General features: G+C 34.6%; 8 protein-coding genes and 1 pseudogene. 5 read left to right on the forward strand and 4 right to left on the reverse strand.

What is annotated here, in order from left to right; translation table 11 throughout:
• Nucleotides 1-330, forward strand: a pseudogene (locus C4S35_RS15670) (hypothetical protein); the annotation flags it as partial.
• A gap of 152 nt (nucleotides 331-482) precedes the next feature.
• Here C4S35_RS15670 and C4S35_RS15245 read toward each other — a convergent pair.
• On the reverse strand, nucleotides 483-1,181 hold the full coding sequence (locus C4S35_RS15245) for a pseudouridine synthase (RefSeq protein ID WP_104001008.1): 699 nt from the start codon (nucleotides 1,179-1,181) through the stop codon (nucleotides 483-485).
• Between the two features lie 199 nt (nucleotides 1,182-1,380).
• A complete protein-coding gene (locus C4S35_RS15250; RefSeq protein WP_104001009.1) occupies nucleotides 1,381-2,916 on the reverse strand; it encodes a YifB family Mg chelatase-like AAA ATPase in 1,536 nt (511 codons plus the stop codon).
• Between the two features lie 232 nt (nucleotides 2,917-3,148).
• Between C4S35_RS15250 and C4S35_RS15255 the strand changes: the two genes are divergently transcribed.
• From C4S35_RS15255 to C4S35_RS15270, 4 genes are all read left to right on the forward strand, one after another.
• Nucleotides 3,149-6,139: an amidohydrolase family protein gene (locus tag C4S35_RS15255; protein ID WP_104001010.1), complete on the forward strand. Its 2,991-nt coding sequence runs from the start codon at nucleotides 3,149-3,151 to the stop codon at nucleotides 6,137-6,139.
• A gap of 4 nt (nucleotides 6,140-6,143) precedes the next feature.
• Nucleotides 6,144-7,445: an amidohydrolase family protein gene (locus tag C4S35_RS15260; RefSeq protein ID WP_104001011.1), complete on the forward strand. Its 1,302-nt coding sequence runs from the start codon at nucleotides 6,144-6,146 to the stop codon at nucleotides 7,443-7,445.
• 4 nt (nucleotides 7,446-7,449) lie between these two features.
• Nucleotides 7,450-7,827, forward strand: coding sequence for a PH domain-containing protein (locus C4S35_RS15265; RefSeq protein WP_104001012.1), 378 nt, complete (start codon nucleotides 7,450-7,452; stop codon nucleotides 7,825-7,827).
• Nucleotides 7,828-8,110: 283 nt separating this feature from the next.
• The gene (locus C4S35_RS15270; protein WP_104001013.1) at nucleotides 8,111-9,436 is read left to right on the forward strand and encodes an ammonium transporter; all 1,326 of its coding nucleotides are present in this window, start codon (nucleotides 8,111-8,113) and stop codon (nucleotides 9,434-9,436) included.
• 159 nt (nucleotides 9,437-9,595) lie between these two features.
• On the opposite strand, the gene C4S35_RS15275 is transcribed toward C4S35_RS15270, so the two are convergent.
• Nucleotides 9,596-11,443, reverse strand: a complete 1,848-nt coding sequence (locus C4S35_RS15275; protein WP_104001014.1) for a CocE/NonD family hydrolase — start codon at nucleotides 11,441-11,443, stop codon at nucleotides 9,596-9,598.
• 227 nt (nucleotides 11,444-11,670) lie between these two features.
• The coding region (locus C4S35_RS15280) for a T9SS type A sorting domain-containing protein (protein WP_146059570.1) at nucleotides 11,671-13,620 on the reverse strand (1,950 nt) is incomplete at its 5' end.

Genomic DNA, 13,620 nt, shown 5'->3' on the forward strand with positions numbered 1-13,620 from the left:
ATTCAACAAGATTTTTTTTGTGCAATATTTATTAGCAATTTGCAATCGGTAATTGTAAATGATTTAGAAGAAGAATTAAGCATAAAGAATAGAACTACGAAACTAGATTATAAAATAAACACGAATTTATCTTATGGTTTTTTGAAAAACAGAATTCTAGATTTACTTTTTAAAGAAGCTTCTTTGGAAGAAGTATTCAAGGAATTAGAAAATCTGTTTCTTCAAAACACAATTCCAATTCGGTTAAGCAGGAATAATAAACGGGAAGTAGGCAAGTATAGAAATCGAATTCGACCTTTAGTGCTTAAAAATCAAAAAGATGCAATATAAAATTCCTTAACTTAATGACATTGCGCTCGCGCTACCAATCGCAGCTTCGATTTTGCAGAGGTTAAATATCTGAAATCTGCTCCTCTTTATAATGAAAATTGTTGTTTCAAAATACAACAATAATTTAAAGCATTAATTTACAAATTATTATTCTATTCATACTTAATCAAATCTAGATTAAGAATAGTACCTACTCTGCTAAACTCTTCATTAATCTTTGCATTCAAGATAAGTTGTTCATTTGTTATTGGATGATTAAAAATTAACTGATGTGCATGAAGCATCATTCCTTTCAGTTCAAAATTCTCCAACCATAATTTATTTTGTTTGTTACAACCATGTGGACGACTTCCTAAAATGGGATGAAAAATATGTTTAAAATGTTTTCGTAATTGATGCATACGTCCAGTTTCAGGACTCGCTTCTACCAAACAATATCGTGACGTTGGTTTATTGTTAAATTCTAACTCAATTTCGGTAGTTTGCAATCGATGAAAGTAGGTTATTGCATTTTGTATAATGCCATCATCATTGGTTAAATCATAATCAATCGTTAGTTCTTCGGGTGACCAACCACGTAAAATTGCTAAATATCTTTTTTCGACTTCGCGTGCGGCAAAACGATCATTCATAATTTTCAAAACGGCTGCATCCAACGCAAATAACAAGACACCAGATGTTTTGCGATCTAACCGATGAATAGGATAAACGTGTCGCCCTCCTATTTGATTTCTCAATTCTTGAATAGCATAAACTTTTGCATCGCGCGCATAAAATGATTTGTGAACCAGCAATCCACTTGGTTTATTAATTGCTATAATATATTCGTCCTGGTAAAGAATTTCTAACATTTGGCAAAAATAAAAGAGATTTCGATAGAAATCTCTTTTTTGACTTATTTATTTCTATACTTTTTTTTCCCCGCTCGTGAAGTTAACAAAAGTAAATCACTATAAATTTGTAATAGGCACGAGCGAGACGCTCGCGCTAGCAATCGTATTGTCGATTTTGCAGAGGTTAAATATCTGAAATCAAAATCTTAAATCTAAACTATCCCAACCAACCATCACGATCCAAACTTCTATATTGAATCGCTTCGGCAATATGACTCGAAACCACTATTGGGGCAGCATCAAGATCAGCGATCGTGCGCGCCACTTTCAAAATACGATCGTAGGCTCGAGCTGAAAGATTCAATCGTTCCATAGCGGTTTTTAATAATTGCTTCGACGTATCATCCAGTGCGCAGTATTCCCGAATGTGTTTGGTATTCATTTGGGCATTGTAATGAATATTTTCCATTTGCTCAAAACGTTCGGTTTGGATTTCTCGGGCTGCCGTGACTCTTTTCCGAATATCAACACTGCTTTCTGCTTTTTGGTCATCAGATAATTTTTCGAAAGGAACTGGTGTAACTTCAATATGAATATCAATTCTATCTAATAAAGGTCCCGAAATTTTACTCAAATACCGTTGCATTTCATGTGGTGAAGAAGTTTGTGGCGAATCCGGATCGTTAAAAAAACCACTTGGACTCGGATTCATACTCGCCACCAGCATGAACGAGGACGGATAAGTAACCGTAAACTTCGCTCTGGAAATTGTTACTTCTCTATCTTCAAGTGGCTGACGCATCACTTCCAGAACATCGCGTTTGAATTCCGGCAACTCATCCAGAAATAAAACACCGTTATGTGCCATAGAAATTTCTCCCGGTTGTGGATAACTTCCTCCTCCGACAAGCGCCACATTTGAAATGGTATGATGCGGACTTCTAAACGGACGTTGATTCATCAAACCCACTTCCTTCAGTTTTCCTGCTACACTGTGAATTTTTGTAGTTTCTAATGCTTCTCGCAACGTCATGGGCGGCAAAATACTGGGTAATCGTTTAGCTAACATCGTTTTCCCTGCTCCAGGCGGGCCAATCAAAATGATGTTATGGCCACCAGCGGCAGCAATTTCCATACACCGTTTTATACTTTCTTGTCCTTTCACATCAGAAAAATCAAATTCTGGAAAATCTAATGTTTTATAAAATTCAGCTCTGGTATCAATTGTAGTTGGTTCTAATGTACCTTTTCCTTCTAAAAAATCAATTACTTCCTGCAGATTTTCTACTCCATAAACATCTAAACCAGTCACAATAGCTGCTTCTTTCACATTTTGCTTTGGAAGAAAAAAACCTTTAAATCCCTCTTCTTTTGCTTTTATAGCTATTGGTAAAGCTCCACGAATGGGCTGTAAACCGCCATCAAGTGAAAGTTCTCCCATGATGATGTATTTATCAATTTCATCAGCCTTTATTTGGGCGGAAGCCACAAGAATACCAATTGCCAAAGTCAAATCATAAGCGGAGCCTTCCTTACGCAAATCGGCGGGAGCCATATTAATTGTGATTTTTTTTCCAGGCATCGCGTATCCATTATTCTTCAAAGCTGCGGCAATTCTAAAACTGCTTTCTTTTATCGCATTGTCTGGTAAGCCAACTAAATGATAACCAATACCTTTATCAATATTTACTTCAACTGTAATGGTTGTAGCTTCAACGCCAAAAACAGCACTTCCGAAAACTTTAACTAGCATATTTATATTATTTGCTTCTAAAGTAGAAAAAACATTTTTAATAAATATGAATAATTAAACATTATTTAATAATATTCCCAAAAAACATTGAAATATTCATCAAACCATTAAAAAGTAAACAGATAAACCAAATTGTTTACATTTAGAAAATAAACAAATGTTAAAATCGATCATATGTAATGTTTTACTTATTCATTTTCATATTTTTAAAAAATATTTACAAAACCAAACCATGAAAAAAATCCTACTTCTACTCTTTTTGAGTGCTTTATTACCCAAAATTTATGCCCAAGAATATTTCCCAAATAATGAAGGTGTTAAAAATACAAACCATAATTTTACCGCTTTTACAAATGCCAAAATTTATGTGACACCCACACAAATTATTGAAAACGGGACTTTACTAATTCAAAATGGTAAAGTAATTAGTGTAGGTAACACTAGTGTAATACCTAAAAACTGCACCACAATTAATCTGAATGGTAAGTCGATTTACCCATCCTTTATTGATATATACACTAGCTTTGGAATTGAAAAACCAAAAAACAATTCTAGTACGGCCAGAAATCCTCTGTATGATTCTAAAAAAGAAGGCCATTACTGGAATGAAAATATTCGTTCAGAAGTTAATGCTTATGAGAGTTTCAACTATGATCAACCCAAAGCGGAAGAATTACTTAAAGCAGGTTTTGGAGTTGTTGGTACACATGTACAAGATGGAATTGCTCGTGGAACAGGGACATTGATAGCTTTAAACAACTTTGATAAAAGTACTCGGTTACTATCCGAGAAAGTAACCAATCATTTTGCATTTACGAGAAGCGCAGTAACCAATCAATCCTATCCAAGTTCATTGATGGGAATGATGGCCTTGTTACGCCAAATGTATTTAGATTTAGACTGGTATAAAAATGGAAATTCAACAACAAAGGATGTATCCTTAGAAGCCCTATCCAAAAATGAGAATTTAATTCAAATATTTGATTCGGGTGATAAATTAAATAGTTTACGCGCTTCAAAAATAGCAAAGGAATTTGGTTTGAACTACGTTTTGAAAGGCATTGGAAATGAATTCGAAAGAATTGAAGAAATAAAAAAAACAAATTCAAAATTAATCATTCCGATTAATTTCCCTGAAGCGTATGATGTTTCCGACCCAAATCAAGCCAATCAAATGGAATTGAAAGATTTACGTTTTTGGAATCAGGCACCGACTAACCTTAAAGTATTGACAGATAATGGTGTTATTTTCGCTTTGACTACTGACAAATTAAAAAAAGTTGAAGATTTTAGAGTAAATCTATTAAAAGCCATAAAATATGGCTTCGATAAAACCAAAGCATTAGAAGCATTGACGACAATTCCGGCTTCGATTTTAGGAAAAAGCAATGAAATAGGAAGTTTAAAAACAGGAAGCTACGCAAATTTTGTAATAACTTCAGGCGCTATTTTTGATGAAAAAACAACAATTTATGAAAATTGGGTTCAAGGCAATAAATATGTTATTAACGATATAACAATTAAAGATATTCGTGGTGATTACGATTTGAGTGTTGATAATCAACAATACAAATGGAAAATTAGTGGGGAAATTACTGCTCCAAAATCGATAATTACAACACTAGATTCCAAAAAAGTTAGTTCAAAACTCACGGTTTCGAATAATTGGATTTCAACAGTAATGAAGTCGATGGATTCAACAAAAACAACTTTCTCCAGATTAATTGGATATATTGATGACATTCAACTACTTTCAGGAAAAGCAATTTTATTCAATGGAAATGAGGTAAAATGGTCTGCAGTACGAACCGCTCCTTTTATAAAGCCGATTGACTCCTTGAAATTAGAAAAAAACAATACGATTATTGCAACTACATTCCCAAATGTTGCTTATGGTAATTCAAAAAAACTGACTCCTCAAACCTTATTGTTTAAAAACGCTACTGTTTGGACAAATGAAAAAGAAGGAATTCTTGAAGAAACAGATGTATTAGTTAAAAACGGTAAAATTGCATCAATAGGAAAAAATATTTCTGATGCATCAGCCACAGTCATTGACGCAAAGGGAAAACATTTGACAAGCGGAATCATAGATGAACACTCGCATATTGCTATTTCTAACGGAGTTAATGAAGGAGGACAGAATTCTAGTGCTGAAGTAACGATTCAGGATGTTGTAAATTCTGAAGATGTGAATATCTATAGAGATTTAGCTGGAGGTGTTACCACTTCTCAATTATTGCACGGCTCAGCGAATCCAATTGGAGGACGCTCCGCAATTGTAAAATGGAAATGGGGATTGTCAGCGGAAGAAATGCTGTACAAAGACCAACCTAAATTTATCAAATTTGCATTGGGAGAAAATGTAAAACAAGCAAACTGGGGAATTGTAAATCCAACTCGTTTTCCACAAACGAGAATGGGAGTTGAACAAGTTTTTACGGATTATTTCCAACGTGCAAAAGAATATGATACTATTTGGAAAAATTATAAAGCAAGTAAAGGAAAATCTAAAGCACCTAGAGTAGATCTGGAATTACAAACTTTAGCCGAAATATTGAATAAAGAACGCTTTATTACCTGCCACTCTTATGTACAATCAGAGATTTTGATGATGATGAATGTGGCCGAAAAATTCAATTTCAGAATCAATACTTTTACCCATATTCTTGAGGGATACAAAGTGGCCGACAAAATGAAAGAACATGGAGTTGGTGCTTCTACTTTTGCAGATTGGTGGGCGTATAAGTTTGAAGTAAATGACGCAATTCCCTATAATGGACCAATTCTTCACAATGCAGGAGTTTTAGTAGCATATAATTCCGATGATGCTGAAATGTCAAGAAGATTGAACCAAGAAGCTGCTAAAGCTGTAAAATATGGAAATATCTCAGAAGAGGAAGCTTGGAAATTCGTGACTTTGAATCCCGCAAAACTTCTACATATTGATGATAAAGTAGGAAGTATAAAAATTGGGAAAGATGCTGATGTTGTTCTGTGGAATAATAATCCTTTATCTATTTATGCCAAAGCCGAAAAAACAATAATTGAAGGTGTAGTGTATTATGATATTCAAAAAGCCGAAGAACAAAGGGTTGCTATTGCCAAAGAAAGAAATGAGCTAATAGGACAATTATTGCAAGAAAAGAATAAAGGAATGATTACTCAGGAGCCTAAAAAAGCAGAAAAGAAAGAATACCAATGTGATACTTTAGAAAATTAAAAAAATGAAAAATATATTTATACTATTGTTGGTATTTTGTTTATCAATAATTACGAGAGCCCAACAAACACCAGCTCCAAAGCAATCTAAATCAGTTCTAATCTTAAATGGCACTGCTCATATAGGTAATGGAACAGTTCTTGAGAACAGTGCAATAGGATTTAAAGATGGTAAAATTACCTTAGTTGCAGACGCGAGACTCATACGATTAGCTGAAGGTGCGTATGATGTTACAATTGATGCTAGTGGCCAGCAAGTTTATCCTGGGTTTATTGCACCAAACTCAACATTAGGTTTAGTGGAAATCGATGCTGTGAAATCCTCGGATGATGAGGAGGAAATTGGAAGTATTAATCCGCATGTCAGAGCTATTATTGCTTATTCTGCAGATTCAAAAGTCATTGAGACTGTGCGCCCAAACGGTGTTTTAATGGCTCAGATTACGCCTCGCGGTGGAAGGATTTCTGGAACTTCATCTATCGTTCAGCTTGATGCCTGGAATTGGAAAGATGCAGTTATCAAAGAAAATGATGGAATTCATCTTAATTTTCCTTCCAGTTTCTCAAGAAGTGGATCTTGGTTTGAACCTGGTACAATTGAAAACAATAAAGACTATGTTAAACAAATTTCGGAAATAACAGCTTTTTTGGCTAATGCAAAAGCGTATTTATCAGATAATTCGAAAGAGAGAAATTTAATTTTTGAAGCTACGAAAGGTTTATTTGACGGAAATCAGACTTTATTTATTCATGCCAATGAAGAAAAACAAATTATTGACGCTGTGCAGTTAGCCAAAGAAAATGGCATTAAAAAAGTAGCGATTATAGGCGGATATGAAGCGTATAAAACGGCTGCTTTGCTGCAAAAAAATAATGTTGGCGTACTATTAAAGCGTGTTCATGATATGCCGGAAAATGACGATCAGGATGTTGATTTACCCTATAAAAATGCTAAATTATTAACAGACAAAGGCGTTCTTGTTGGCTTAGAGAATAGTGGTGATCATGAAAGAATGAATACTAGAAATTTACCCTTTTTGGCCGGAACATGTGCTGCTTATGGGCTTGACAAGGAACAAGCCTTGCAATTAATTACATTTAATACGGCCAAAATATTAGGAATCGACAAACAATGCGGAACTCTAGAAGAAGGGAAAGACGCTACATTGTTTATCTCGGATGGAGATGCTTTAGATATGAGAACAAACAAATTGACAAAAGCTTTTATTCAAGGTAGAGCGATAAGTCTGGAAACACACCAAAGTCAACTTAATAATCGATACAAAGAAAAATATAATCAAAATTAAAATCATGGGACTATTTAATGCCATTTTAGGCAACGCATCAGAAGTTAATATCGAAAATATTTCAAGAGAATTTGAACCTATTTTGATTGATGGCGAGATAATTGAAAAAGCATATAAACTCATTCGGGATATGTTTATTTTTACCAATAAACGATTAATTCTAGTGGAGAAACAATTGGTTGGAACTAAGGTAGATTATATGTCAATCCCTTACTCGAGTATCAAAAAATTCTCCAAAGAAAGTGCCGGAATACTGGATATGGATGCTGAATTAAAAATTTGGTTAAACAGTGAAAGTACGCCAATTTCAAAACAATTTGGAAAGGGAAATAATAATATAAATGAAGTCTATAAAATTTTAAGCCAGCATATTTTAAAATAATATTATTTTCTGATTTTATAAAAAATGTATCAATTGATGTGCCATCATATTGATACATTTTTTTTTATTTCTAAAAACTATTAAATTTATAATGATCTCTAAAAAGGTGCATTGCTGATACAACCAAGATTAATTAATCATTAAATTATACATTTAATTCTAACATACCTATAAAATAATAGGGGGTAAATTGAAAAATTAATAAAAATAATAAAATATACCTATTTTTTTATAGGGGTTTGCAATCATTTTATATTTTTATCGAAAATTAAAACTAAAAACTATGCGAAAGATTATTTTAAGTGTAATATTGATCACAATTCTAGTATTATCTATTTTTTCAATTCATCTGTTTGTTGAATCTACAACATTAGGTGCCCATGTGATTGCATTAAAATTAGATACTGGAGATACATCTTGGATGATAGTTGCCACAGCACTTGTATTATTAATGACTCCCGGACTTGGATTCTTTTATGGTGGAATGGTAGGTAAAAAGAATGTAATTAGTACCGTGTTACAAAGTTTTATGGCTATGGTCATAGTAACCGTTCTTTGGGTAGTTGTTGGATTTGGATTATGTTTCGGACCTTCAATAGGTGGATTTATTGGAAATCCAATGCCAAATTTATTTTTTCAAGGGGTAAGCGCCAATACTGCTTGGGAATTGGCTCCAACCATTCCAATGATATTGTTCGCCTTATTTCAAGCAAAATTTGCAATTATTACACCAGCTTTAATAACAGGAGCTTTTGCAGAACGTGTTCGATTCTGGGCTTACTTGTTATTTATGGTTTTATTCATATTATTTGTTTATGCACCTTTATGCCACATGACTTGGCATCCAGATGGATTATTCTTCGGATGGGGAGTATTGGATTTTGCCGGAGGAACTGTAGTTCACATGAGCGCGGGATGGGCGGCTCTTGCTGGAGCAATGTTCTTAGGAAAAAGAAAAGTACAAAAAGCGAATCCAGCTCGTATTACTTATGTATTATTAGGAACAGGTTTATTATGGTTCGGTTGGTTTGGTTTTAATGCGGGATCTGCTCTTGGAGCCAGTAGTATAGCTGCACAAGCTTTAGGAACTACAACCGTTGCAGCTGCTTCTGCTGCGATGGGTTGGGTATTTCTTGATAAAATTCTTGGTCACAAACTTTCCGCGATGGGAGCTTGTATTGGTGCTGTTGTAGGTTTAGTTGCTATTACGCCTGCGGCAGGATTCGTAAGCATTCCACATGCAATTGCAATTGGTATCATTGCCAGTATTGTGAGTAATCTTGTGGTGAGTAAATTCCCTAAGGGTAAAATTGATGATGCATTAGATGTATTTTCTTGTCACGGTGTTGGTGGTATGGTAGGTATGCTTTTGACAGGTGTATTTGCTTCAAAATCTGTAAATTCGATTGTTGGAGATAACCAAGGCTTAATTTTTGGTGATGCTACATTATTTTTAATTCAATTAAAAGCATTGGTTCTTGTTTCGATATTTGCATTCTCAGTATCGTATTTCCTTTTCTTTATTGTAAATAAAATTACTCCTTTAAGAGTTTCTGAAGAAAAAGAAGAATTAGGTTTAGATATTTCGCAACATGGAGAATGTTTGTAAATCATCTTTATAATAAATTAAAAAACACTCTGGAAACGAATTTTCAGAGTGTTTTTTTATATAATTAATTTCAATAATACCGTATTTTTATTGTTTTTAATCGACTACAGATAGCTGAACAATATTAAAATGCAACAGACTAATCTTTGTAATGATTTCTTATTTTAAAATAGAAAATTCAATTTTAGAATCATTATAAATTCGATGAGTTTGTTTTTTAAAATCTTCCGGTTTGGCATAGAATATATTATCAACGAAGGTTTGCGGATTCAAATCAATTAAAGGAAACCAAGTACTCTGAACTTGAATTTGGATTTTATGTCCCTTCTTAAAAGTATGAAAAACATCCTGTAATTTGATATTTACCGCTGTTTTTTCATTTGGAATAAAAGGCTCCGGATTTGAAAAGCTATTTCTGAAACGCCCTCGCATCACTTCGCTACGGACCATCATATGATAATTGCTCATTTTCAAGTATGGTGCAATTTCTTTTGTTTCTGGCTCATCCTTTGGAAAAACATCAACAATTTTGACAATCCAATCCGCATCCGTACCGGTTGTTGAAACTTGAAGTTTAGCGATTATTTCTCCAGCTAATGTGGTGTCCTCATTTAAAACTTCAGTTTCGAAAACCACAACATCGGGACGTCTTGCCGCAAAGCGCTGATCATCTGTCATATATTTCCTTGGTGTTATCCCTTTTTGATTAATCTCTTCAGTTGAGGGAACCGGCTTTTTAGGATCACTTATAAATTCTTCAAAAGCAAAATTCTTATTCGCCATTTTTGACAATTGATTGCCTTGCATAAAGAAATTTTGTTTTTCTGCTTTCTGAGGAGGCCATACAGAAAAAGTCTGCCATACTTTTTTCCCAGTATCAAAAACATACGCCTCTGGTAATTTATTTTCCCCTTTTCCTTTATTTTTTAAAAAATGACGAAAGAAATTAGCTTCAATATTTTTTTGATAAAAACCAGAAATACTGTCGCCAAAATTAATATTACCAATCACTTGCTGGGCCTGATTTCTCGCCCAATCTCCATGACTCCATGGCCCCATAACGATGGTATTGTAATTTTTATTATTTTTTTCAATGGTATTATAAGTGTTTAATGGTCCGTATAAATCTTCGGCATCAAACCATCCTCCTACTATCATCACAGCGGGTTTAATATTTTTTAAATGTTGAAGAATACCTCTTTTTTGCCAAAAACTATCATAACTGGAATGCTCTTTTAGTTGTTGCCAAAATTCATTTTCTTTGCCATAATATTTATCCAAATTAGACAATGGACCTGCATCTAAATAAAACTGGTAATCATCAGAGCTCCCCGTATTTGGAAATTTATACCAAGCCTCGGTAGTTCGTTTATCTTTTTGAGGTCCAAATAATGGTGTTGCTTTCCAATAACTTAATAAATAAGCACCGTTATGATGAAAATCATCAAAAAAGAAATCGGAAATACAAGCCTGTGGCGAAACTGCTTTTAATGCCGGATGATTGCTTAGTAATGAATAAGTGGCATAAAATCCGGGATAAGAAATTCCCCATGTTCCCACATTGCCATTATTATGAGATACATTTTTAACTAGCCACTCTATGGTATCATAGGTATCTGACGCCTCATCAACGTCTTTTTTATCTTTTTTATTGGGAATAAAAGCGCGCATATTATCATACAATCCATCACTCATGAAACGGCCACGAACATCCTGATAGACCACTATATATCCCTCTTTCATCATAGTTTCACTTGGGGAAATACTTTTCTTAAACTGGTTTTCTCCATAAGGGGCGCAATTATAAGGCGTCCTTTGCATAATGATAGGATATTTTTTAGAAACATCTTTGGGAGAATAAATACAGGTGAATAACTCGGCTCCATCGCGCATTTTTATATGCACTTCTTTCTTAGTGTAATTTTCAGCGACATAATTTACCTTTTCATTTTGGGAGTACAGCACCACGCTCAATAAAAAAAGAGAAATACCAAATAGTTTTTTCATAATTTTTGTTTAAATAATTTTTAAAGATAAAAATTCTTAATTAATATAGCGGCCATAGACCTATTTTTATGAGTATTTATTAAAACTATTTTCTTTTATAAATCAAACATTATTAATGTATTTACAGTTAATTTTAAACTTCAAATATCCTTTATCGTCACATAAAAAACTCCATCCCAAAAAAAATTGAAATGGAGTTAGTTTAAAGTTTATTTTTTTAATACCCTTTATTCTTTTATCAGTCTGATTGTTTTTTGGTTACTCCCCTGACTCACTATTGCTATATAAATGCCTGTTGGAAGCCCTTCACCAAACTTAATTTGTTGGCCGTCACTATTATCAATATGTTTCACCATTCTTCCAAGCGCGTCGTATAATAATACTTCGACTTTTTCATCATTACCTCCTTTTATAATTAGGTTAAATTGATGATCTGTTGGATTAGGGTAAGCTGTTACGTCAAATGCAGCTATTTCGTCAGATTTTTTATCAATCTTAACAACTTTCGTGTGAATCGTCGGTGTCGCACACAATGGTAAACAACTGCCTATATAGTCACCATGGGCTAAATGTGCAGCAACTGCAGATTGATCAACACACAATTCATGACAAGGATCGTTGCTATTTCCTGTTCTATGACAAATCTTAACTTTTGCATTACCACTACTACCGGCAAAACAACGATCATCCTCAGAATATACCCAGGTAGTTTTAGAAATTGAACAACCATTGGCATCTATTACCGTTACAGTAAATTTTGCGTCTGCCATCAAAGTTGCAGTGACCGAATAAGAACCACCAGCAGGTACATTTTTTGCTGTAGATATTGGTGCTGCAGTTTGAGAACCTGAGGTAGGGCAAGTGTAATTTATTGAACTACTTAATGCTGTAGCTGAATTAGCTCCTAAATTAGGGATCCAACTTTCATCACCTGAACTTGAAACTACATTGCAACTAAGTGGTCTAGAAGACATATCTAATTTATTCATTGTAATTATGACTGTATAAGGGGCTAAACCTCCAGTTGGAATTCCTGTTATAATGGAAGATTGATCAAGAGAATAACCGTAATAAAGTTGCGGGTTACTATTGGTAACTGTTAAAGCTAGCGAGGTCGCAACTGTAACGACAAAGTTACATGTTGTACTATTGCCACTTTCATCTTTAGCTGTTATTGTTATTGTGTTCATTCCTAATGGCAGATTAGCGCCAGCTACTGGTGTTTGCGTAAGTGTAACACTACTACAATTATCATTTGCAACGACTGCATATCGATAATCAATTAATATTGATTTACAACCCGCACTGTTTGGAGAAACGGTCACTGAAGGGGCACATTTTGTAATGACAGGTGCCGCTACATCTCTTACCGTGATTACCTGATTACCAATGTTATAATTCCCTACCGCATCCGTAGCAGTCCAAACTCTGGTAATCGTATAGTTGTAATGTCCTACACCTGTTGAAGTTTGTGTGCTGGTTTCTACCAAGGCAATTACTGGACTTGCGTCACAAATATCGCTTGCTATTGCTGTTGTAACTACCGGAATTGTATTACAACTTGCTGTAACATCTGCAGGAACTCCTGCCAATACTGGTGCTTCTGTATCTCTTACGGTGATTACTTGTGCGCCACTGCTGTGGTTTCCTGTTACATCCGTGGCAGTCCAAACTCTGGTAATCGCATAGTTGTAATGTCCTACACCTGTTGAAGTTTGTGTGCTGGTTTCTACCATGGCAATTACTGGACTTGCGTCACAAATATCGCTTGCTATTGGTGTTGTAACTACTGGGATTGTATTACAACTTGCTGTAACATCTGCAGGAACTCCTGCCAATACTGGTGCTGCTGTATCACTTACAGTGATTACCTGAGTGCCACTGCTGTGGTTCCCTGCTACATCCGTGGCAGTCCAAATTCTGGTAATCGCATAGTTGTAATGTCCTACTCCTGCTATTGTTTGTGTACTCGTTTGGACTAAAGTAACAACTGGATTTGCGTCACAGTTATCACTCGCTATCGGTTTTGCAGCTGCTGGGATTGTTGCACAATTTGCAGTTGTATTTGTAGGTACTCCTGCCAGTACTGGTTTGGTCGTGTCTCGAACCGTAATCACTTGGGTTTTTGAAGAACTGTTTGATGCTACATCGGTAGCTGTCCAAGTTCTGGTCAACGT

The organism is Flavobacterium urumqiense (genome assembly GCF_900108015.1).
Lineage (GTDB): Bacteria > Bacteroidota > Bacteroidia > Flavobacteriales > Flavobacteriaceae > Flavobacterium > Flavobacterium urumqiense.